The sequence below is a fragment of the Micromonospora sp. LOL_014 genome, from assembly GCF_048060245.1.
Taxonomy (GTDB): Bacteria; Actinomycetota; Actinomycetes; order Mycobacteriales; family Micromonosporaceae; genus Micromonospora_E.
Genome location: NZ_JBHMIP010000011.1, coordinates 77,336 through 97,157, shown reverse-complemented (window position 1 = coordinate 97,157; position 19,822 = coordinate 77,336). Strand labels below are relative to the sequence as shown.

Genomic DNA, 19,822 nt, shown 5'->3' with positions numbered 1-19,822 from the left:
ACAGACCACATTGGTTGACTTCCCCCTGTGCGTCCTGGTCGATGCCGGCAAGCCGGAGCTTGCCCGCATGCTGATCCTGGGAGCGGTTTCGCTGGCCGAGCGGAAGGCCCCTGCCCGGTTGCTGGCGTGGCTGCAAGCGGCTCACGCCGAGTTCGCCGCCACTCTGTCGGACGCGTCGGCAGCCCACGCCGCGCTGGACCAGGCCGCCGCGACGCTGCCGGCCGGATCGGAGATGCGAGACGAGGAGGTGGCCGGAATCTTCCTCAACGAAGCCCACCTGACGCGCTGGCGCGGCAACGCGCATGCCCTGCTGGGCGAGCGCTCGGCGGTCGATGAGCTACATGCCGCTCTGGCTGGAATGGACGGCACGTTCACCCGTGCCGAGGCTGGCCTGCGGATCGGCCTCGCACACGCGCACCTTGCCGGCGGCGACCTGCGCGAAGCCGAGCAGGAGGCACGACGTGCTCGGGCGCTGGCCAGCCGGACGGGATCGCTCAGGAATCAGCGACGCCTCAATCAGTTATTGGCCCGAATCGGGGCAAATATCTAGTCCACCGGCACGCCGAACGCCAGCACGTGCAGCAGTCCGACGATCGATCCGGAACCCAGGATCTCGTTCCGGTCGAGTAGCTGCCGAATGCTGGTGAGTGGCACCCACGCAACCTCACCGGCTTCGTCGGACACGGCGGGCCGGCCGACGAACGTCGCCTCCCTGGCGTAGTAGACGTCGTGCGGCGAGTCGACCATGCCAACCATTGGCTGGTACGAGACCAAAGGCCGCATTCCGTACGGTCGCCAGCCGGTTTCCTCTTCGACCTCGCGTGCCACGGCCGTCTCCGGGCTCTCGCCGTCGTCGACGATCCCGCCGGGAAGCTCCCACCCCCACTGGTCCGACACGAACCGGTGCCGCCACAGCATCAACACCTGGTCCTGATCGTTGACGACGACGCCGATGGCCGCGCGAAACAGCCGTACGACGTGATGCTCGAACCGTTCGCCGCCGGGAGGCTGGACGTCGACCAGGTCGAGACTGACCCACGGCCGCCGCTCGTACACGGTCCGCGCTCCGAACACCTGCCAGCGGTGGGCGTCGGCCTGCTCAGGACTGCCGCCGCCAGTCCGGCCCAGCAACGGCCGTCCGTCACCCGTCGCCTCGCCCATGCCGGCCAGCCTATCTGCGCAGCCGTTCGTACCAGCCCTGCGCCCAATCCGCAGACAAGGGCCGCGAAGCCGCGCCACCGACCTCCTCGGCCTCGCCGCCTGGCGCAGGCACCTGGAGCTGCCCGGCCGCTCCCAGCCGGCGACCAGGCAACCACCTGGGCTGTCACCAGCCGCTCAGGTCACCGGGCGCGGGGCGCTGGGCATGTCCTCGTACGCGATGACAATCGCTCAGTGACCGCTCGCCATACCATGAGCTATAGTGTTTGCTATGGCCACTACGACGATGCAGCTCGACGGGGGTCTCCGAGACGAACTGGCGGAGATCGCCAGACGCGACTTTGCAGGCGTCCCCCTTGCCGAGGCGCTTCGGCGGCTCATCAGGGAACACCAGGTCAACAAGATCATGACGCGGTACGCCGAGCTACAGTCCGACCAGCAAGAATGGGCCAGCTACCGGGCCGAGACGTCGTTTACCGACAACACCGCCGGTGACGGCATGCCCCCCGGGCGCGACGAGTACCCGGAGTACAACGAGTGAGCCACACCAAACTCGCACCGTGGCAGGTGTGGCTGGTGGACTTCGGTAACCCGGTCGGGCACGAAGAGGGTGGCGTACGTCCGGCCGTCATCGTCGGCTCCACCACCCACTGCCGGTTCCCCATTGGTATGGCAATCGTGGTGCCGCTGACCACTCGGGATCGCGGCTTGGAGCACCATGTGCGGATTGACTCCCCCGAGTCCGGACTAACCCGCCCCAGCTGGGCGCGCACCGAGGACATAACAGCGGTTTCCACGCAACGGTTCCGCCGCACACAGCCCCTGGGAACCGCCTCAGTCAGCGAAGCTGCGCGGCTGTCCGAATGGCTTCGGGAAATGGTCGCCTTCACGTCCTGACTGCGACGCAGCAGCAACATCATACGCAGCAGATGAGCGCAACATAGAGCGTAGCGGCACTCTCAGGGCCGCCCCGCAGGGACGATCAGGTGTACGCGCACGATGTCGTCGATGCCGATCTTCTCTCACCTACAGCCAGACCCGTTGTGGCGAGCGCTCGCGATGCGGCGCCACGGCAGGTAGGCCTGGCGTCACTCAGTCGAACCTGGCGCGCCCTTCACCACCTGCCGCGCTGCCGGACTTGGAGTCATCGTCCCCCTCGGGGTTGCCGCGTTGATCCGAAGCGATCTCCCATGTCTTGTTGTCCACGAGCCGGGTTATGGCGTACTGGGAAACTCCGAAAACGGCACTCCACGCGAGGATCTGTGCTCCCGTATCGAGCTGGGTGAGCCCTGGAACGAATTCACCGCGAATGAAGGTAACTCCCACGAAGGCAGAGAGAGCGCCGGCGGGCAACTTCAGCGCAGCCGAAGTAAGGCGCAGGTCGTACGGCACCGCTGACCTGTGCAGCCTGGCCAGAGCAGGGATCCCGGACAACACTGCCCCGATGAACCCGAACGCCAGGACCAGCGTCACGTCGACCCGGTCGGGTTCGGCTTGCCGGTCCCTGTCCTCGGCAGTGGGCTGCATGCCCTGGTCCTTTGTCAGCGGATCATGCGGACACACCAGAGTGCTGGGGTCCGTCCCAAAACATAGACTCAGCACGTCGGGAGACTTGTATCCCCAGATACCGAGACAGAGAACCAATGCCAGGGCGAGCATCGTCACGGAAATCAAGATGTTCCGCACGCCGCGCACCCGAGAATACCAACTATTTATCGCGGTGTAGCTTCCGACCAAGGCAGCCATCATGGCATAGCGAAGTTCACTCACCTCGGCACACTTTTCCTTACCCGTGAAGATCCTACGCCAACCGCCCGTCACCCTTCGCTCATGGCTCCCGATGCCGTCTCGTCCGCACAGCTCACGGAGCTTTACCAATCTGCAGTCATTCTCGTGGAGACGCTTCTTGGCCAGCTCCAGCACGGATGACGACCAGCCCTTCAGCCTCTCCTCATCGGCAACCTTGAGCAGCACAAGCTCAGCTGCGTGGATGTGTGACCAGGTCCGTTCGAGTGAGCCCCGGAAGGGCCAGACGCTTCCAGCAGCCTGACGTGCGAGGAAAACATCGACTCGGACAAATTTGCAGGCTTCCCGCAAACGGTGATCATCTTTGTCTGAACAGAGGAGCCGACTTTGGTGCTCAAGGTAAAGAGCTCGGGCGAGCGCATGCTGCCGCCAAGCTCCCCCGAAACTCCACGCACTCCAGGCAGCCCCTGCCTCCGATGCCGTGCCGGCACCGGAATCACTACCCTTCCCGCTTTGCTCCTTCTCCCCCATACCCGAACCATAGGCATGGCCTAACCTACCCAGGATCACTTCTACCTGAAGATGTGATCGCAGAGTAGGCTGGTGCAGTAGTTGTGACCGTGGCGTCGGATTTGGCGAGTTCTCGCCTTCGTGTGCTGCACTGGCCGGCATGAGACATCGCTCGGCCTGGAAGCTCAGCTCGCTCGTCCTGGTGCTCGCTCTGGTAGGTGGCATCACCGGGTGGCGGTGGTGGCACCATCGGTCGCCGTACGGGCCGGAGATCCTGAAGCCGACTGCGACGCTGCGGCTGGTCGACCAGGCAACTGCGGACGCCGCCTTCGACGGTCAACAGCTGGAAGTTCCATCCGACGGCGCCCAAGTCTTCCTCGGCCAGGTCAGGTGGACGCCGCCACCGCAGGCGAAACCCGGCGCGATGCTGATCATCGCGGTGCTCGACAGACGGACCCGCACCCTGCCCGGGATCATCTCCACCAGGTCGAATAGACCGGACCAGGTCGGATCAGGCTCCGACGGCGTCCTCGACGCTGTCGAACAGCGCTACCCCTGGCTGCAGGGTGTCGGTGCGCGTGAGGTCAACGGTGGCTTCCACTCCTCCGGCAGCGTCGTCGTGGTCACGTCGGTCGACGCCACACCGGTCACGTACTCCTTCGTCCTGCACCCGGCACATCCGGAGACCCCGCCGGAGTTCGCGATCGCGTCCGCTCCCGCCGCCGTCGAGGACCTGATGGTCGCCCTAGTCAGCGTCGGCCCCGACCGGCAGATCTACTGGGCCGAGCGGCTACTGAACTGACCAGCCGCCTGAAGTGCCATCACCTTCCGTAGCCTGAAGTTGACGCACTCCGATAGGCTTCGACCATGTAGGAGAGTGACCGCCGTAGCCGGGCTCGTCGCAGGACCGACGTCGGGGAGGAACACGTGGAACTCGTGGTTCAACTTGGTTAGCATCCAGGAAATCGAGGCCGGTCTCGCCCAGGCCGCAGAGCACGGCAACACGAGCCGGCAGCAGCTCATGGCGGCGGTGAGGACCCTGGACAACATGCTCAGCCAGCTCCACGCTGTTTCGGCCGGCACCGGGCATCACCTGGTGAGCGAGGCAATCGGCCGCTGCGAGCAGGCCAAGCGGCAGTTGGAGGAGTCCGCCGGCCTCATCCACCGAGCGGGCGAGTCGACCCGCCGGTACGCCGGTATCCTCGGGTAGCGGCGATGAGCGTCAACGAGGTCAAGAGCCGGCTACGCGAGGGGACCGAGGCGCTGCGGTCGGCAGCTGACACCATCCATTCCGTACGGGAGACCGTCCGGTCCTGTCATCTCGCCGCCATCGCGGTCCTCACCGACAGCCAGCACTCCCACGTCACCACCGCACTCCACCGGCTACGCGAAGCCGACCACGAAGGCGAGCTGGCGCTCAACAGGATCGACGGCTGCACTGACAGCGCCGAAAGGTACTCGAAGGCTCTCGGGTGAGCAGCGGCAGCGTCGGCGACGTCATTGCGGTGCTACGGAAGATTCTCGACGACCTCGATGGCGCGGCAGTCGCGGCAAAGACCACACAGAAGTCGTCCGCGGCCGGTGCGCGGCACTACCAGACCGCGACCGAGGGCGCTGACAGCTCTCACGCCACCGCAGCGCGCACGCAGGCCAGCGAGGCCGCCGCGAAGTCCGGCAAGATCGCCCGGCTCATCGCCGAAGCAGCAGCCGAGATCTCCCACTACGCCAACCGCGTCGCCCCGGGCTCCGTCCCGACCCGTACCTCCGCCACCGGAGGCATGCCGTCTGGCGAGGCGTTGGCCAGACCTGGCCACAAGAAGGGTTCGCTGGCTGCCAAGGCACTCGGCCGCGTCGGCCAGGTGCGCAGCTCGGACGACGGGTTGCAGCACTTCGGCAAGTTGGGCGGAATTCTCCAGGACGCCGCAAAGGGCTCCGGCGGGACAGCGGTCAGCAAGACGCCGGATTTTTCTTTCCGGCCGACTCACCAGCCAAGTGCGCCCGTCGGTGATGGGCTGCTCGCCGCGCTGGCAGTGGCCATCGTCGGAGCGAAGGGCGTAGAGCTGATGTCTCGCATGCGCAGGCGGACAAGAAACGACGACACCAAGGAAAAAGGATAGAAAATGGAAGAGGAAACCAAATTCCTTCGCGCCCTGCTTCGCCAGGACTGGGAAACCTACGACTCGTTCACCGAAAAGTTCCAGAGCGAGGGCAAGGGCACGCCTGTTGCCATCATCGGTTACAGCTTCTTCGTCGCCGTTCAGCGACGATTCGCCGAGAACAAAGACGCCCGCGAGATTATCCGATTCGTAGCGGATGCGCGAGCCCGACTGCTAGAAGGACGAGAGCTTCCCGCCAAGGAGGGCGAAGCCCTGATCTACGCCATGCTGGACATGGACATGCCCGGCGTCGAGGAGATCGTCGAAGACCTAGACGTCGGCGTGATGGCCGAGATTCAGGGACAGCTCCTGTTCCGGCTGGTCGAAGATGCGGAGCTGACGGACGAGCAACTGGACGAACTTCTCCTCGAAGCCGAGGCACTACTCCACGAGAACCACCCTGTCGAGTAGCCGCCAGAACGGCCGGCGCGGCCGGCGCCTCGACGTGGCCAGGACACCCATGACGGCGATCACCGTCAGTACGGTGGGCAGGCCCACCGCGACCAGCAGCAGGGACGGGGGAGCCGATACCCCGGGCACGATGTAGAGCCGGGCCAGGAAGCCGCCCGGGACGAGGAACGCGGCCAGCACCGTGATGGTGACGACGAGGCGACGTGGTCGCGCGGGCGGCCGTCTGGTCACGGCCGGACGGGTCGACGCCGACCAGACCACAATGCCGACAACGAGCCCACCCGCAGCGAGCCAGGGCAGCAGCCGAGGATCCGCCCAACCGCCGCGCACCACCGCCATGTTGACTCCCAGCAGTACGACCGAGCCGGCAAGCGTCGGTCGCAGTGGTCGGCCTCGGTAGGCGGCGGCGCACAACAGGCACAGTGCGGCACACACGATGCCGCACAGTTGCAACTCGTGCATCCACACCCGCCCCTCCTGGGTCGACCACCCCTGCCAGCCGGCGGGCTCCGAGGACGGCCATGAGCCGTCCGGCAGAGGGCCCGTCCAGGAGTTCTGTACCCCGATGTTGGGGGTCAGGTAGGCCAAGGTGACCGCCCAGGCCAGGACCGAGTAGACCGCACCGGCGAGGGCGGTGCGGTGCCACCACGGGCCACGTGCGACAGCCGGGGTCTGGCCGGTCAAACCTGCGCCGGTCAAACCTGCGCTGGTCACGGTCGGGCTGGTCCGTTCGGACCCACGCTGACCGGGGATGCCCCGGCCGGGATCGGGTGCCGTCGACGTGCTGGTCGCGGCGGCCTCGATCGGCCGGGCGAGTCTGATCGCATGGGCCAGGGCAAGCACCATCGAGACGAGGGTCAGATTGGGCAGGATCGCCAGGGCGGCCTCTATCGGCAACGAGGTGTCGAAGGCGTCGTACGTCAACAGCAGGATCGGTTCGCGTACCAGATAGGTGAGCCACCACCAGGGCTGACCCGCCGCTTCGGCCGGTGTCTGGGGTGCCACCAGCACCATCGTGTAGGCGCTGACCAGCGTCAGGGCGGGAGCGGCCAGCACGGCCGAGCCGACGGCCGACACCAGACGCCTGCGGCGGGACAGCGCCGCGACGCCCGCCGCCACCGGCGGGAGCAGCACCGACAGACAAAGTGCCACGGCGACGGCGAACCAGGAGCCGTCCCAGACCCTGTTCGCGCTACGGGCCAGCACATCGAGGGTGAGCAGGCCGGCTGTCACGGGTAGTGTCGCCCACCCACAGCCTGCCGGGCTGACCGGCCGGCCGGCACGTCGTCGCAGCAGCCGCCGGGCCAGCAGCGTGCCGACGACTGCCGCGATAAGGATGTAAGCCACATAGCTCACGGCGAAGAAGGTAATGACCGAGGCCATCGGTGTACGCGCCACCGCGTCGATCAGCCAGGCCAGGTGAGGACACCGCCATCGCTGCCGTGACCAGCACGAACAGCGGCGCAAGGAACAGCCATCCCGCGTGTATCTGGGTGGGTGAGGGTCTGGGCAGCCGGGGCAGCGGTACCGGATCCGCGCCCGGCGGGCGGGCGAGCGCGAGACTGGCCGCGAAGCGGAGCTGCCGCCACTTCCGCGGCGCAGCGACAGCGCCTTCCCCATGGCCGAGGGCGTACAACTCGCCGGCCCACTCCCGGCTCATCTCCTTCGCGCAGGTGTGCCGGCCAACGCCGCGCCGCCGCAGCCAGCAGCCACTCGGCGATCCGCTGGGGCAAGGTGCTCACCACCCCGGCGCCGATGTGAAGGTGGCGGCGTCGGCGGCCCGAGTGCCACCGGCGCCGCGCGGGCGCAGTTTCGCCCGCAGGGCCGCGAGCTCGGCACGGGCCGCCACGACTGGGCTGACCGGTGGCCTGCATGAGCTCCAAGCCGTACCGGCCAGCCTGCGGATCGTCGAGGAGCACCGTCAACACCTGAGCCACACTGGTGGTGACCCGGACACGTTCGGGTCTATCCCTCAAACTGGTCCGGGTGTCCGCCGACGTTGCCTCCGCCACCTCTGCTCAGGGCTGCAGCCACCATGGACTGCTGTACGCCACCCCGAAGTCGTTGCACGGATGACCGGACGGGCCGGGCGTCGGGTTGGCCAGCTCCGGGTCGGAGACCCGCAGCACGACCCAGTCGCCGTCGGCGACGTCGAGCGGCACGGTGAAGTCGGCGACCGACCCGGAGACGGTGTCGACGACGTCAACGACGGTCGGCACCGAGGTCCCGGGGCGCAGCACCTGGATCCGCAGCGGCTTGCCGTCCCACACCGCACCCCGGTCCAGGTCCACCCGGAACCGGACGTCACCGGCGACCAGCCCGATGACCCCACCCATCCGTACGCCGTTGGCGGCCGCGTCCAGCCGCAGGCCGGACACCCGGGTGGCGAAGCAGCGGCGGGCCGCCATCGCCTCGAACACCGCCGCACGGGTGTTCTCGGCGACCCACAGACCGCTGCGGCCCTTGCCCTCGTGGAAGCCCCAGCTGGTCCCGTGCTCGTCGGTGACCCCGGTCAGACCCGGCCGCCAGCCGGCGTTGAGGCAGGCCACCAGCGGCGATGCCACCCAGGACGACCAGCCCTCGAACAGGTAGTCGTCGGTCCGGTTGAACATCTCCAGGCCGACGAGCTGCTGCCGCGCCGAGGCGTCGTACGAGAAGTTGTCGAACCGGCCGATCTCCCGCCCCGGGTGGTTGAAGCTGGCCAGGCCGCCGGGCCGACCGGCCAGCCACCGGTAGAGGCTGCCGGGGCTGCCGGCCCGCAGCAGGTCGGCGAAGTCCGAGGTGTTCCACACGTTGATGTGACCCTGCAACGGGTGCGACCACTCGAAGCCGCGGATCGCGGTGAACTGACCGGGGTCGTCGGCCGCGTTGGCGAGCGCACCGGTGGTCCGCCACTCCGACCGGCTGAGCCCGCTGATGGCGAACATCGTGGCGTGGTCGGTGAGCGCGGCGACGTCGAGTCCGGCCTCGCGCATCGAGGCGAACGCGTCGTCGGCGCTGCCGTCCCCGTCGGACATCACGGTGTGGTTGTGCAGGTCGGCGTGGACCAGGGTGGTCCCCTGGCTGATCCGCGACGCCCGGGAAGCGCCGGGCGCGGCCATCGCCGGCGCGCCGGCCGACGCCGCACCGGCTGTCATCGCGGTGCCGGCCCGCGCGGTGCCGGGAACGGCGGCGAGCATCAGCAGGCCGCCGGCGGCGGCCAGCATTGATCTGCGTCCGAGGCCGCCGGTCGGGTGCCCGGCAGGATCGATCTGGCCGTACGGAACCTGGTCCGCCTGGTGGTCGTCGGTCGGGTGATGGCAGTGGCGGGAATGTGATCGACTCATGCCAATCATTAAATCGATAGGAAGTCTTCCGGCACGCTACGCCGAACCGACCGGCGGGCGAACTCCAGGCGTCACCCCGCACGTCTCGGCGACGGCCTCGCCGGGAAAGGCGGGCTAGCCGCTGCTCGCCGAGGCCGGGTTCGGCACCGCTGAGTACTACCGCCGGGTACGGCGGCGCGGCTGCGGCACCGGCGGCAGCGCGACTCCCGCAGCCTCCAGCGAGTCCCGCTGACCGCGAGCGGCGAGGCGGTCGGCGCGTTCGTTCTCCACATGGCCGGCGTGGCCCTTCACCCAGTGCCAAACGACCTCGTCGTGGCGGGCGACGGCCGCGTCGAGCTCCCGCCACAGATCCTCGTTCTTGACCGGCTCGCCCGCCTTCGTACGCCAACCGTTGCGTTTCCAGTTCGCCATCCACGACAGGATGCCGTTTCGGACGTACGTGCTGTCCGTGTAGAGGTCGACGACGGACGGGCGGGTCAACGCGGCCAACGCCCGGATAGGGGCGGTGAGTTCCATCCGGTTGTTCGTCGTGGCACCGGCCTCACCACCGCACAGTTCCTTCTCGACCTCGCCGTAGCGCAGCAACGCACCCCAACCGCCCGGCCCCGGATTGCCGCTGCACGCACCGTCGGTCCAGATCTGCTCCCGCGTCGTCGCCACCCCCGTCACCCGGACAACCTACCGTGACCGGGTCAGGGCCCGCCCTGTGATCGCCGGTGCCGCACCGGTCGATGCCGTCGCGGAGCGTCCTTCTAGGATCTGGCAGATGCAACTGATTGAGCGACCCTGGGGTGTGACCGCGTTCGGCGCGGCAAGTGTAAAGGCCATGCCGAGCCTGGTCCGGGCCAGATTCCGGGTGGTACGGGTGGAGCAAACTCCCTCTGAGGCTTTCGCTACCGCAGCCGAAGCGGTACGCGCGGTGCGTCAGGTATTGCGGGAGCACGGCGTCGTCGACAGTGCGGTGGAGCGTTCCCGCCTGGATCTGAATAGTTCGTGGAGTGGCTACGGCCCGGAGCGGGTGTTTCTCGGCTACCAGTGTCAGGCGTCGTTCGCCATGGAGTCGGACCGGATGGACCTCGTCCAGCAGTTGCTCGACGACGTCGTAGCCGCCGGCGCAAACGAGATCGAGGCGGTGGACTTCGACGTCACGACCAAGGGCGAGATGCGCGCAGAGGCTCGACGCCAAGCGGTTGCCGCCGCCCGGCGCAAGGCCGAGCTGTACGCCGAAGCGGCCGGTGTCCGGCTCGGCGCGGTCGTGCACATCGACGACGTCGATCCGGAGAATGTGGGACACGAGCGGTACCGTGGGCACGGATCGGGCGGGCAGGCTTCCGCCCAGGATCTCGCGCCCGGGCACGTGGTGGTCTCCGCTGCGGTGATCCTCGGCTTCTCGATCACCCACGACTGAGAAGTGGGCCGGCGGGTCCGCAGCCGGTGGCCGGCGCAATACGACGTTCGTCCCGTTGGCCCGTGCGCCGTCCGTCCCTACGGTGCGACCATGGTCAAATTCCGGTCCCGCCTCGCCTTCATAGCTGTCCTCTCGACGATCGCCCTGGCCGGGTGCACCGATTCGGGGTCTCCCGGCGAGCCCGACGATACGACCGCCAGTAGTGACGACGGGACCACCGCGACCGCCGATGCGCAACCGGGGTCCGACGACCCGCCCGCCGACGGCGACGGCTACGAGCGATCCGACGAAGGCACCGGGGCGGTCACCGTCGACGGCACCATCCACCAGGACTTCGAGGGCGAGTGCGAGTTCATCAGGGATCTCGGTGTGCAACCCGTCGAGGATCCCTTCGCCGAGGACGTCCGGCTCCTTCTCGGCGTCGACAACTTCGACTCCGGCGACCCCGACGCCCAGTCGTTCACCGCCATCTCGAATCAGACGTTCCGGCACGTCAACCAAGAAAGCGGCTTCAAGAGCACCTTCGACTCGATCGAGATCGCCGGGCCGGTCACCCAGGGCGCGAGCGAGGACATCGCGCTGGTACGCCTGGTGGGCTCGACCAGTGCCGGCTCATCGGTCGAGATGGAGATCGTCTGCATCCTCGACAAGCCGTGACCGCTGGAAATCATCCGGCCCGCCCGTAGGCCGGGGCCCGAGCAGGACCGCCACGAGAGCCGCCCGGGACTGTACGCCGACGACGCTGAACGTCGCCTCCAGGTGTTTGCGCACCGTGGAGGCGGTGATGCCCAGCGCCCGGCCGATCTGCACGTTGGTCGCGCCGGCAATGACCAGCCGGGCGATCTCGGCCTGCCGGCCGGTCAGGCCCAACTCCCGGCAGCGGCGGCGGCGTACGGCGTCCCGGTCGCGCAACATCAACGAGTACGGGCCGACCGCCGTCGTGGCGACCATCGCCTCGACCGGGCAGTCGGCGGTACCGAGATGGATCGGCCTGGTCATTCTGCCGACCTGCCAGCGCGCCCCGATGGTCTCGCGGAGCCGCCGCCAGAACCACGTCGAGGTGAGGTCGGCTCCGACGCGCAGGTCGAGCCCGACCCGGTCACCGATCGCCTCCGCCTCCACGCTCGTGGTCAACACCGTGCCGCCCTCGGCGAGCCGGACCACGGTCCACCCGTCCGCTGCCAGGACGACGTCGTTGGCGCGGGCCCGTCCCGACCCACTGACCAGCCGGTACAGGTTGATCAGGTGCGGGCGCAGGTCGCACAGGACCTGATACTCGTCGGCGCTGAACGGCGAGCCGTCACGGTTGACCGTGAAGCCGGTCACCAGCCCGGGTTGGTTGAGGACGCCCAGTGCGGCCTGACTCTCGATGCCGTTCGCGGCGTAGAACTCCTGGAACAGAGCGGTCTGGCGAAATGCGTCTTTCGGGTCGACGTCCGCCCAGGACGCCACTGAGCCGCCGCCGGCAATGTGTGCGACCAGCGGGTTCTGTCGTGCGATGCGGCCGAGCGGTGCGGCGTACCGCTCGAACCACTCGATACCCGGGTACGGCCACAGGTATCCGGATACCACCTCGGTCCTGAGGTTGACCTCCGTGTACGACACGCTGACACAGGGCATGAGGCGGAAAAGCTCGCGACAGCCAGCCTCCGCGAACTCGCCAAGGTCGCGGGACCGGCTGACCGCCTCGACCACCGTCAGGAGGGCACCCGACCCGACGGTGGTCATCGCCGTACCACCGGCACCCGGTCGGTGTCGGGGAGGTGGGACGGTCGGAGGCAACCAGCAACGCTCATCCGCACAGTGTGCCCGACCGCTGCACCTCGACACCTTGGCGATACACCCTAACCATGATCAAATACCACATCTCAGGCGCAGTCGTGGACCGTCAACTGCGGCGTGGCGCGGCGCTTCGACGCGGCTGCGGCACCGGCCTCGCCACCGCACGGCTCCTTCTCGATCTCGCCGTAGCGCAGCAACGCACCCCAACCGCCCGGCCCCGGATTGCCGCCGCACGCGCCCGGGAGGCACTGGCCGAAGCGGTCTACCGCCAGAAGGTCGCCACGCTGTGCCGGCGCGCCCGCGAACTGCAGGCCACGCTGCCCGCAGCGGAAGCACTGGCGACCGGTGGCGCCGGGCCGTTCCCGCCGGATTTCGGGCGTCCGAACGGCGCGGGCGGTCGTGCTCGGTCCGGTGCGCACGAGGTGTCGTACGGCTGACCGACGAGCGGCGGTTCGACGTACCGGTCGTGCTGGTGTGCCCGGAGTTCACGCCGGCCCATGCGCAGGAGATGATCACCGCCGGGCAGGTCCCCGAGCTGGCCCGGGCCAAGGACCTCGACCTGGTCGACATCGACTCCGGGCACTGGCCGATGCTCACCCGACCCGCCGAGCTCGCCCGGATCCTCGCCGATGTCTAGCTGCGGACAGCGGCGTTGGCGGGTACGGGCACTATCGTGCTGGGGTGCGCATCCGTTTCGACGTCCCGGCCGATCCCGACTACCCGGGCAGGGCGGCCGCCGCGCTCAGCCGGGTGCGGCTGGCCAAGTACGGCTACATCGGCGCGATCCTGGCGGTGACCGGGGTGGCCGCTTTCGTCGCCGCGCGGGAGTACGGCTGGGGCGAGCAGTTCTCGCTGCTGTGGATGTCGCTGGTCACCGCCGGTGTGCTGTCGATGCTGTACGGGCCGTGGGTGCGCTCACGCGCCCGGCGCCGGTCCGGCGAGTACGCGGTCGACGGCGGCTACGACATCACCGACGACACCATCACGATGCGCAGCGGTACGGAGTTCGGCGACATCGCCTGGGACAGGGTCAGCAAGGTGCTCGACACTCCCGGCTTCTGGATCGTGTACGTGGGCCGGATGCCGGCGACCGTGATCCCCCGTGAGTTGATGTCCGCCGACGACGTCGAGACGTTACGGGACTTCATGGCCAACCGCGGCCTGCTCCAGACCGGGTGACGGGGCCTCGGCCGTACCGCTCGACGAGCGCGGTGCCGATCGAGGCCAGCTGGTCCCGCACACCGGCGGGGCCGGCGACCTCGAGCCATTCGACCAGCCAGGCGAGCTCGCCAGCAAGCGTGTACTCGCTGTAGCCACGGATCACCACCTCGACGCGGCCGTCGGTCGTGGGGCCACCCACCTCGAGCCGGTCGCCGAGAGCCATCCGGAGCGTGCCGATCCTGTCGGGCGCGCAGACCGCCTGGATCTCGACGGGCATCCGTCTGCGGTCGACCTCGTCGGCGATCTCCCGCCAGCTTTCGGCGAGGTCGAAGTCCGCCGGCCGGTGCACGGCATCGTCGGTCGGCTCGACGGCCGACACCCGGTCGATCCGGAAGGTCCGCCGGCCGGCCTCGGTGGCGGCGACGAGGTACCACCACGGATCTTTGGCAACGACGCCCAGCGGGTGGACGGTCCGCTCGCTCACGCTGCCGGTGCTGTCGACGTAGCCGAGCCGCACCTGGACGCCCCGGATCACCGCGTCCTGGAGTTCGTCGAGGAAGCGTGGCGGCGGGCGGTCGGCCCGGCTGGTCCCCCACCGTTGCGGGTCCACGACGATCGACGACGCCGCTGCCTGCGCCTGGGCCCGGAAGGGCTCCGGCAGGGCCTGGACGAGCTTGCGCAGCGCTGCCTTGACCTCCGGTGTCGCGGCCGAGGCCGGGCCGGCGACCAGGAACAGGGCGCGGGCCTCGCCTGCGGTCAACCCGGACAGGTCGGTACGGGCACCGCCGACGAGGCGCCAGCCGCCGCCACGCCCCTGCGTGGCGTACACGGGCACCCCGGCCATGGCCAGGGCGTCGAGGTCGCGGCGGGCGGTGCGCTCGGAGACCTCCAGCTCCCGGGCGACTTCCGCCGCGGTCACCTGCTCGCGCTGCTGCAGCAGCAGGAGTACGGCCACCAGCCGGTCGGTGCGCATGCCGCCAAGATTGTCAGATAAACCGGTCATGAGGTGACCGGTTATGGTCGGCAGGATGGCGGCATGAACTTTCCCGAACCCAGTCTTGTCCCCGTCAACGGTGTGCAGCTCGAAGTCTTCGAAGCCGGTCGACGCAACGCCGGAAAGCCGATCGTGCTCTGTCACGGCTGGCCGGAGCACGCCTACTCCTGGCGCCACCAGATGGCTGCCCTGGCCGAAGCGGGCTACCACGTCATCGTTCCGAACCAGCGCGGCTACGGCAACTCGTCGCGCCCGACCGAGGTGACCGACTACGACATCGCGCACCTGTCGGGTGACCTCGTCGCGCTTCTCGATCACTACGGGTACGAGGACGCCACCTTCGTCGGTCACGACTGGGGCGCGATGGTCGTCTGGGGGCTGACCCTGCTGCATCCAAGCCGCGTCAACAAGGTGATCAACCTGAGCCTGCCGTACCAGGAGCGCGGTGAGACGCCCTGGATCGAGCTGATGGAAGCCGTACTCGGCGGCGACTTCTACTTCGTCCACTTCAACCGACAGCCGGGCGTCGCGGACGCCGTGTTCGACGAGAACACCTTCCAGTTCCTGCGCAACCTCTACCGGAAGAACCTGCCCCTGATGGAACCTCAGCCCGGCATGGCGTTCATCGAGCTGGCCAGGGCGGCAGCGCCACTCGGTGAGCCGGTGATGAGCGACAGCGAACTGGCCGTCTTCGTCGCCGCCTTCGAGTCGACCGGGTTCACCGGCAGCATCAACTGGTACCGCAACCTCGACCGCAACTGGCACCTGCTGGCGGACGTCGACCCGATCATCCGGCAGCCCACGCTGATGATCTACGGCGACCGGGACACGATCGCGAAGTCCGACCGACTGGCAGAGTTCGTGCCCAACGTGGACGTGGTCACCCTGGACTGCGGTCACTGGATCCAGCAGGAGAAGCCGGAGGAAACGACCCGGGCAATCCTGACCTGGTTGGAACAGCAGGACGACACCCGGGACAGGTAGACCCTGACGGCGTCCTGACGACCCAGGGTGGCCGTCGGCCCGAGGAGTAGATCTATCCTCCTTGGATGGAGAGTTCCGAGAGCGGATACCGTTGGGAGACCGCCAGCGCAGGGCAGATCCCGCCCGGCGCCGTTCCCCACGGCTACGAGGAGAACGGCGCGCTGCACGTCGGCAAGGTGCGGCCCGCTTTCGGCGCGGCCAACATCGGGTACGACAGGAACGAGTGCACGGTCGCGACGTACGAGGTGCTGCTGGACCCGCAGCCGGCTCCTGCCCCGCGTGTCAGCGACCGCGCCGGGGTCCAGATGGAACCCACCTACGCCGACTTCGGCACCGACCCGGCACGCACCGGCAACGTCAGCATCACCGACATCGACCGGGCGAGGGACGCCGACGGTCACCTGGCCGTCGGGGCAGGCGGCTCGGTCGAGCTGGAGTTCGACGTACCCGACCCGGAGGTCGTCGGCGAGGCATGCGTCGCCGTCGTGGCGCTTGCGTCGATGCTCTCTGACTCGCCCGGATACGCCCCGCTCACCGTTCGCCTCAACGGCAGGCCACTGGCCGACCGGCTGCGGATCCCGAATGGTGGCGGGCTGCCGCAGCGGCTGATCTTCGCGGTCCCGGCTGAGGATCTGCTGGCCGGCCGCAACACGCTGCGGGTGGAGAGCGGTAACGACGCCGAGAGCATGCTGTGGCTGTACCGGGTGACGATCGACCCGATGCACGCGCACGACCAGGCCAGGTCGGCGCTCGAGAGCCAGCTGACCGCGGAACCGGTGCTGAGGTACGCCACCAGGCGGGGTGAGGTCACTATCTTCATCGACCGGGGCGAGCATTGCCTTCTCGAGCACGTGGCCTGGGCGGACGAGTCCGGCGCCGAGTACGCCGTCACCTTCGAGGCCCAGCAGGCTGCCTTCTACGGGTGGTGTCGCCAGCCGGGCAAGCGACCGAAGGAGTTCCGCGGCCAGCTCATCGAACGTAGTCCCGCCACCAGCGATGCCTCGCGATACGTGGCCCAGGAAGGCTGGGGTGGTGGCTGGTACCCCTCGCACGACCTCCTGCTCGCGGTGGGGGTGGGTGGTCGCCCGCTCACCCGGTTGGCCTGGCGCGACAACCGGGGCGGAACCGGCACGATCGCCTTAAACGACGGCACGTTCCTGGGGATCCGCCAGGGGATCGGATCAGGCCCTGTCGGCTACCGGGGCCGAATGAGGTAGGAGCAACGCTGCCGGGCATCCCGGCCAGGCCGGACCACACCCCCTCACCCACACAGTCGGCCGAAGTTACCGCTGGTTTCCCGCGCGCAGCCAGGCGATGTAGTCAGCGGCAGCCGCGGCGGTGTCGTACCGGGGGTTGAATCCGGTGTCCTCGTGCAGGCGGGTGATGTCGAGCCAGCTCACCGGGCGGCCTCCGCCCGAGGGAAGTTTGCACCGGAAGCCGGGGTCGACGGAGGCGATCGCGGTGACGACGTCGGCATTGCTCGTGGCACGACCAGAGGCGACGTTGTATGTCGAGTGGGTCAGCTTCTCGGCGAGCTGCAGCAACGCGAGTGCGCGACCGGTGTCCTTGACGTAGAGCAGGTCGAGAGCGTCTTCGGCGTGCGGCGGTGCGAGGAGTCCGGACAGGTCGGGTTCGCTGCGCCGGGCTGCGGCATGAGCCAGGGAGGGCGCGGCGAAGAACGGGTCGGGCAGGTGTCCGCCGGGACCCCAGGTGCCGCAGATGCGGGCGTTGACGATGTCGACGTCTGTCACGTCCGAGAGGTGGCCGGCGAGGAGTTCGGTGATCTTCTTGAACGTCGGGATGGCGTGGCCGTGCCCCAAGGGGATCGGCACGTCCTCGGTCAGCGCGCCTTCAGAGGTGAAGCCGTAGACGCCGATGGTGCTGGCGGTGACGACGCGGCGCACACCCCAGGTCCGCGCGACGCGGACGATGTTGAGGAACGCCTCCAGGGCTCCTCCCGTCGCTCCAATCGGGTCGACGTCGGTCGCCGGCCAGGGCAGGGCGAGGGCGAGGTGCACGATTCCGGTTATCGGGTACCGCCGGCCGACGGCGAGCAGCGCGTCGAGGTCGGCGACGTCGGCCTGGACGACGTGGATGGGCAGGTCCGCCAGGTGTGGGGGGATTCGGGGGGTGCGGCGCTGGAGCAGGACGCACTCCTCGCCGGCCTCGGCGAGGGCGCGGACGGTGTGGGAGCCGATGAAACCGACCCCTCCGGTAACGAGGATCATGACGAGCCTTTCGCGATAAGTCTGATCGTCAGCAGTACTGACGATCAGACTATGCCTAAGATGGGAGCCGTGTCCACCGAGCCGAGCGCCACCGCTGACCCGCACGAGGTCCTGGGGTACCTCCTCAAGCACGCGGCCCTGAAGCTCACCGCGTTGACCGACGCAGCGCTCGAGCCGCTGGGGATCGACAGCAAGGACTTCGGAGCGCTCCGGGTCCTGGCCCACCGGGAACCGACCTCGCAGCTGCAGGTGGCGCAGACCCTCGGCATCGACCGCACCACGATGGTCGCCTTGCTGGATGTGCTTGAGCGCAAGGGCATCATCACGCGCCGACCGGACCCCACAGACCGGCGCAGGAACGTCGTTGAGCTCACCGAACAGGGGTTGCAGACCTACGACGCGGCACAGGTGGCGTACGGGAAGGCCGAGAGCGCGTTCCTGGCCGGGATCAGTCCGAGTGCGACAAGTCAGCTTCGCCGGGCACTGCGGACCCTCGTGGAGAACTGACCCGACCCCCAGCGTCGTACGACGCACGGGCCGGCTTCGCCGCATGCTGTGCTCGTGCGACGGTGGACGAGGTGGCGGCCAGCTGCGGACGGGTCGGCAACCAGACGGTCTCAATGCCGAGTCGCTCGTTCATCCCGGCGAGCTGGTGCTCGTAGTGGAGGTCCGCAGCCGTACGCACGCCACGGACGATGACCGTGGCGCCACGGCGCAGGCAGTAGGCGGCGGTCAGGCCAGTCCAGGTGTCGACCTCGACATTGCCCCAGTCCGCTGGGAGGGCGTCGCGTACGCGTACCGCCCTGGCCGTGGCCTCGGCGGTCGGTTGCTTGTCGGCGTTCACCGCCAACAGCACAATGATCCGGTCGAACATCACCCGGGCACGGGCCACCAGGTCACGGTGCCCCGGGGTGAACGGGTCGAACGTACCGGGATAGACCGCCAACGAAGCGCGCACCGACGTCAGCCGGCCGTGATGGGGTAGCTGTTCTGGAAGGCGAGTCGCTGGTCGGCGTCCGCCGCGATGCCGTCAAGGTGATCGTCGAGGTTGACGAAGGCCTGCCAGGGTTCCTGCCCGGAGGCGGCAGCGAGACGGTCGACGACGAGTTGTTCGAGGTCGACGACCCGATTGGCTTTCCAGATCTTGTCGGCGAGGCTGACGAGCAGGTCTTCGCACTCGATGCCGGGCGACTGCCAACTGGCGTGCGTCGCGGCGAAGCGCGCCAGGTACGGGCCGACGCCGGCGTCGAGCAGGATCTGTTGACCGGCCGGCTCGTGCCGCGAACCCGGCCCGGACAACTCCGCCACGTAAACGGTCTTGCCGATGTCGTGGGTGGCAGCGCCGAAGAGTACGGCGTCGCGATCGACGGCCAGGGCCGGGTAGTGGACGGCCAGCCAGCCCGTGAGCTGGGCGGCGACGTCGTATACGGCGCGCAGATGCGCGGCCAGCCGCGGCGGCGCGTCGAGCCTGAGCAGAAGGTCACCGACCGGAGCCGGCAGCGGCCGCAGCGGCGGATCATCCAGGGCATGGCGCAGCGTCAACGGCATATCTGCTCCATGGCGCTCGGCTGTTGGGTCCCGGCGAACAATCGTAGGGCGCAATCAACTGACCACGTGCCGCCGGTAGCGCGCAGCCCGCTGATCGGTCCGCCAGCACCAGGGGCGTTCGGGCAGTTCGACCTTGCGTCGTACGTTGGCCGGGCATCTGGTGTCCGAGGGGTACCGGACAACCTGGACCGATCGGGTGGTCCTGATCCCTGAGGGTGAAACCGGCTGACCGCGTGGATGCCCGCAAACCTGCGCCTGACCTGGGCGGAGGTCGCGGAGCCGGAAACGATCGAGGCCCAACTCTGTCCGGAGCGTGCACCCGCCGCTCAACGTTCGCGGAGTCGACCCCGGGCACCTCCAGGCGGCTGTGGTCGCAGCCCGGAGCTCGTACAACTCCAGCAGCCGCTTCG

24 protein-coding genes and 2 pseudogenes are annotated in these 19,822 nt (G+C 68.5%); 15 read left to right on the top strand and 11 right to left on the bottom strand.

What is annotated here, in order from left to right; genetic code table 11:
• Positions 1-10 precede the first annotated feature (10 nt).
• Positions 11-550 carry a hypothetical protein gene (locus ACFHW1_RS12210; protein ID WP_416615436.1) on the top strand — a complete coding sequence of 180 codons (540 nt, stop codon included), beginning with the start codon at positions 11-13 and terminating at the stop codon, positions 548-550.
• Here ACFHW1_RS12210 and ACFHW1_RS12205 read toward each other — a convergent pair.
• Positions 547-1,161: an NUDIX hydrolase gene (locus ACFHW1_RS12205; protein ID WP_416555289.1), complete on the bottom strand. Its 615-nt coding sequence runs from the start codon at positions 1,159-1,161 to the stop codon at positions 547-549. The two genes, ACFHW1_RS12210 and ACFHW1_RS12205, sit on opposite strands and share 4 nt — an antisense overlap.
• 268 nt (positions 1,162-1,429) lie before the next feature.
• Between ACFHW1_RS12205 and ACFHW1_RS12200 the strand changes: the two genes are divergently transcribed.
• Together ACFHW1_RS12200 and ACFHW1_RS12195 are read left to right on the top strand one after the other, a co-directional pair.
• On the top strand, positions 1,430-1,699 hold the full coding sequence (locus ACFHW1_RS12200; RefSeq protein ID WP_416555287.1) for a hypothetical protein: 270 nt from the start codon (positions 1,430-1,432) through the stop codon (positions 1,697-1,699).
• Positions 1,696-2,055 carry a type II toxin-antitoxin system PemK/MazF family toxin gene (locus ACFHW1_RS12195; protein WP_416568200.1) on the top strand — a complete coding sequence of 120 codons (360 nt, stop codon included), beginning with the start codon at positions 1,696-1,698 and terminating at the stop codon, positions 2,053-2,055. Before ACFHW1_RS12200 ends, ACFHW1_RS12195 begins: the two co-directional genes overlap by 4 nt.
• Positions 2,056-2,250: 195 nt before the next feature.
• Here ACFHW1_RS12195 and ACFHW1_RS12190 read toward each other — a convergent pair whose 3' ends face one another.
• The gene (locus tag ACFHW1_RS12190; protein WP_416615435.1) at positions 2,251-3,435 is read right to left on the bottom strand and encodes a hypothetical protein; all 1,185 of its coding nucleotides are present in this window, start codon (positions 3,433-3,435) and stop codon (positions 2,251-2,253) included.
• 139 nt (positions 3,436-3,574) lie between these two features.
• Between ACFHW1_RS12190 and ACFHW1_RS12185 the strand changes: the two genes are divergently transcribed.
• From ACFHW1_RS12185 to ACFHW1_RS12165, 5 genes are all read left to right on the top strand, one after another.
• Positions 3,575-4,216: a hypothetical protein gene (locus ACFHW1_RS12185; RefSeq protein ID WP_416555281.1), complete on the top strand. Its 642-nt coding sequence runs from the start codon at positions 3,575-3,577 to the stop codon at positions 4,214-4,216.
• Between the two features lie 144 nt (positions 4,217-4,360).
• Positions 4,361-4,624, top strand: a complete 264-nt coding sequence (locus ACFHW1_RS12180) for a hypothetical protein (protein ID WP_416615433.1) — start codon at positions 4,361-4,363, stop codon at positions 4,622-4,624.
• A gap of 5 nt (positions 4,625-4,629) precedes the next feature.
• Complete coding sequence (locus ACFHW1_RS12175) at positions 4,630-4,890, top strand: hypothetical protein (protein WP_416555277.1); 261 nt, start codon at positions 4,630-4,632, stop codon at positions 4,888-4,890.
• On the top strand, positions 4,887-5,531 hold the full coding sequence (locus ACFHW1_RS12170) for a hypothetical protein (RefSeq protein WP_416615432.1): 645 nt from the start codon (positions 4,887-4,889) through the stop codon (positions 5,529-5,531). Before ACFHW1_RS12175 ends, ACFHW1_RS12170 begins: the two co-directional genes overlap by 4 nt.
• 3 nt (positions 5,532-5,534) lie before the next feature.
• Complete coding sequence (locus ACFHW1_RS12165; protein ID WP_416555274.1) at positions 5,535-5,981, top strand: hypothetical protein; 447 nt, start codon at positions 5,535-5,537, stop codon at positions 5,979-5,981.
• On the opposite strand, the gene ACFHW1_RS12160 is transcribed toward ACFHW1_RS12165, so the two are convergent.
• From ACFHW1_RS12160 to rnhA (ACFHW1_RS12150), 3 genes are all read right to left on the bottom strand, one after another.
• On the bottom strand, positions 5,952-7,337 hold the full coding sequence (locus tag ACFHW1_RS12160; RefSeq protein ID WP_416615431.1) for a hypothetical protein: 1,386 nt from the start codon (positions 7,335-7,337) through the stop codon (positions 5,952-5,954). The genes ACFHW1_RS12165 and ACFHW1_RS12160 overlap by 30 nt on opposite strands.
• A 662-nt stretch (positions 7,338-7,999) precedes the next feature.
• Positions 8,000-9,307, bottom strand: a complete 1,308-nt coding sequence (locus ACFHW1_RS12155; protein WP_416555270.1) for a CehA/McbA family metallohydrolase — start codon at positions 9,305-9,307, stop codon at positions 8,000-8,002.
• A gap of 156 nt (positions 9,308-9,463) precedes the next feature.
• Positions 9,464-9,967 (bottom strand): ribonuclease HI, encoded by a 504-nt coding sequence (gene rnhA, locus ACFHW1_RS12150; protein ID WP_416555268.1) that lies wholly within the window; start codon positions 9,965-9,967, stop codon positions 9,464-9,466.
• A 106-nt stretch (positions 9,968-10,073) separates the two neighbouring features.
• Here rnhA (ACFHW1_RS12150) and ACFHW1_RS12145 point away from each other — a divergent pair, with 106 nt between their 5' ends.
• Both ACFHW1_RS12145 and ACFHW1_RS12140 read left to right on the top strand, forming a co-directional pair.
• On the top strand, positions 10,074-10,715 hold the full coding sequence (locus ACFHW1_RS12145) for an SIMPL domain-containing protein (protein ID WP_416591019.1): 642 nt from the start codon (positions 10,074-10,076) through the stop codon (positions 10,713-10,715).
• A 90-nt stretch (positions 10,716-10,805) separates the two neighbouring features.
• Positions 10,806-11,372 carry a hypothetical protein gene (locus ACFHW1_RS12140; protein ID WP_416615430.1) on the top strand — a complete coding sequence of 189 codons (567 nt, stop codon included), beginning with the start codon at positions 10,806-10,808 and terminating at the stop codon, positions 11,370-11,372.
• On the opposite strand, the gene ACFHW1_RS12135 is transcribed toward ACFHW1_RS12140, so the two are convergent.
• Together ACFHW1_RS12135 and rnhA (ACFHW1_RS12130) are read right to left on the bottom strand one after the other, a co-directional pair.
• Positions 11,328-12,443 (bottom strand): helix-turn-helix transcriptional regulator, encoded by a 1,116-nt coding sequence (locus ACFHW1_RS12135; protein ID WP_416555262.1) that lies wholly within the window; start codon positions 12,441-12,443, stop codon positions 11,328-11,330. The genes ACFHW1_RS12140 and ACFHW1_RS12135 overlap by 45 nt on opposite strands.
• A gap of 203 nt (positions 12,444-12,646) precedes the next feature.
• Positions 12,647-12,769, bottom strand: a pseudogene (gene rnhA / locus ACFHW1_RS12130) (ribonuclease HI); the annotation flags it as partial.
• Between the two features lie 143 nt (positions 12,770-12,912).
• Between rnhA (ACFHW1_RS12130) and ACFHW1_RS12125 the strand changes: the two are divergent.
• Together ACFHW1_RS12125 and ACFHW1_RS12120 are read left to right on the top strand one after the other, a co-directional pair.
• Positions 12,913-13,134: pseudogene (locus ACFHW1_RS12125) on the top strand (alpha/beta hydrolase); the annotation flags it as partial.
• Between the two features lie 44 nt (positions 13,135-13,178).
• Positions 13,179-13,676 (top strand): YcxB family protein, encoded by a 498-nt coding sequence (locus ACFHW1_RS12120; protein ID WP_416568195.1) that lies wholly within the window; start codon positions 13,179-13,181, stop codon positions 13,674-13,676.
• Here ACFHW1_RS12120 and ACFHW1_RS12115 read toward each other — a convergent pair.
• Entirely contained in the window at positions 13,642-14,631 is a 990-nt protein-coding gene (locus tag ACFHW1_RS12115) for a helix-turn-helix transcriptional regulator (RefSeq protein ID WP_416615428.1), read from the bottom strand. The two genes, ACFHW1_RS12120 and ACFHW1_RS12115, sit on opposite strands and share 35 nt — an antisense overlap.
• 63 nt (positions 14,632-14,694) lie before the next feature.
• Here ACFHW1_RS12115 and ACFHW1_RS12110 point away from each other — a divergent pair, with 63 nt between their 5' ends.
• Positions 14,695-15,636: an alpha/beta fold hydrolase gene (locus ACFHW1_RS12110; protein ID WP_416555256.1), complete on the top strand. Its 942-nt coding sequence runs from the start codon at positions 14,695-14,697 to the stop codon at positions 15,634-15,636.
• A 65-nt stretch (positions 15,637-15,701) separates the two neighbouring features.
• Positions 15,702-16,853 carry a hypothetical protein gene (locus ACFHW1_RS12105; RefSeq protein ID WP_416555254.1) on the top strand — a complete coding sequence of 384 codons (1,152 nt, stop codon included), beginning with the start codon at positions 15,702-15,704 and terminating at the stop codon, positions 16,851-16,853.
• Between the two features lie 66 nt (positions 16,854-16,919).
• Here ACFHW1_RS12105 and ACFHW1_RS12100 read toward each other — a convergent pair whose 3' ends face one another.
• A complete protein-coding gene (locus ACFHW1_RS12100) occupies positions 16,920-17,864 on the bottom strand; it encodes an NAD-dependent epimerase/dehydratase family protein (RefSeq protein ID WP_416615426.1) in 945 nt (314 codons plus the stop codon).
• Positions 17,865-17,933: 69 nt separating this feature from the next.
• Here ACFHW1_RS12100 and ACFHW1_RS12095 point away from each other — a divergent pair, with 69 nt between their 5' ends.
• Positions 17,934-18,371 carry a MarR family winged helix-turn-helix transcriptional regulator gene (locus ACFHW1_RS12095; protein WP_416615424.1) on the top strand — a complete coding sequence of 146 codons (438 nt, stop codon included), beginning with the start codon at positions 17,934-17,936 and terminating at the stop codon, positions 18,369-18,371.
• On the opposite strand, the gene coaD is transcribed toward ACFHW1_RS12095, so the two are convergent.
• Positions 18,313-18,822 (bottom strand): pantetheine-phosphate adenylyltransferase, encoded by a 510-nt coding sequence (gene coaD, locus ACFHW1_RS12090; protein ID WP_416615422.1) that lies wholly within the window; start codon positions 18,820-18,822, stop codon positions 18,313-18,315. The genes ACFHW1_RS12095 and coaD overlap by 59 nt on opposite strands.
• A gap of 5 nt (positions 18,823-18,827) precedes the next feature.
• Complete coding sequence (locus tag ACFHW1_RS12085; RefSeq protein WP_416615420.1) at positions 18,828-19,412, bottom strand: HD domain-containing protein; 585 nt, start codon at positions 19,410-19,412, stop codon at positions 18,828-18,830.
• Positions 19,413-19,822: the final 410 nt, after the last annotated feature.

What these genes read in the sequence shown, in the direction of transcription:
- ACFHW1_RS12205 (WP_416555289.1), bottom strand. Translation starts at nt 1,161, where the DNA reads ATGGGCGAGGCGACGGGTGACGGACGGCCGTTGCTGGGCCGGACTGGC.
- ACFHW1_RS12200 (WP_416555287.1), top strand. Translation starts at nt 1,430, where the DNA reads ATGGCCACTACGACGATGCAGCTCGACGGGGGTCTCCGAGACGAACTG.
- ACFHW1_RS12190 (WP_416615435.1), bottom strand. Translation starts at nt 3,435, where the DNA reads ATGGGGGAGAAGGAGCAAAGCGGGAAGGGTAGTGATTCCGGTGCCGGC.
- ACFHW1_RS12185 (WP_416555281.1), top strand. Translation starts at nt 3,575, where the DNA reads ATGAGACATCGCTCGGCCTGGAAGCTCAGCTCGCTCGTCCTGGTGCTC.
- ACFHW1_RS12175 (WP_416555277.1), top strand. Translation starts at nt 4,630, where the DNA reads ATGAGCGTCAACGAGGTCAAGAGCCGGCTACGCGAGGGGACCGAGGCG.
- ACFHW1_RS12165 (WP_416555274.1), top strand. Translation starts at nt 5,535, where the DNA reads ATGGAAGAGGAAACCAAATTCCTTCGCGCCCTGCTTCGCCAGGACTGG.
- ACFHW1_RS12155 (WP_416555270.1), bottom strand. Translation starts at nt 9,307, where the DNA reads ATGAGTCGATCACATTCCCGCCACTGCCATCACCCGACCGACGACCAC.
- ACFHW1_RS12145 (WP_416591019.1), top strand. Translation starts at nt 10,074, where the DNA reads ATGCAACTGATTGAGCGACCCTGGGGTGTGACCGCGTTCGGCGCGGCA.
- ACFHW1_RS12140 (WP_416615430.1), top strand. Translation starts at nt 10,806, where the DNA reads ATGGTCAAATTCCGGTCCCGCCTCGCCTTCATAGCTGTCCTCTCGACG.
- ACFHW1_RS12135 (WP_416555262.1), bottom strand. Translation starts at nt 12,443, where the DNA reads ATGACCACCGTCGGGTCGGGTGCCCTCCTGACGGTGGTCGAGGCGGTC.
- ACFHW1_RS12115 (WP_416615428.1), bottom strand. Translation starts at nt 14,631, where the DNA reads ATGCGCACCGACCGGCTGGTGGCCGTACTCCTGCTGCTGCAGCAGCGC.
- ACFHW1_RS12110 (WP_416555256.1), top strand. Translation starts at nt 14,695, where the DNA reads ATGAACTTTCCCGAACCCAGTCTTGTCCCCGTCAACGGTGTGCAGCTC.
- ACFHW1_RS12105 (WP_416555254.1), top strand. Translation starts at nt 15,702, where the DNA reads ATGGAGAGTTCCGAGAGCGGATACCGTTGGGAGACCGCCAGCGCAGGG.
- ACFHW1_RS12100 (WP_416615426.1), bottom strand. Translation starts at nt 17,864, where the DNA reads ATGATCCTCGTTACCGGAGGGGTCGGTTTCATCGGCTCCCACACCGTC.
- ACFHW1_RS12085 (WP_416615420.1), bottom strand. Translation starts at nt 19,412, where the DNA reads ATGCCGTTGACGCTGCGCCATGCCCTGGATGATCCGCCGCTGCGGCCG.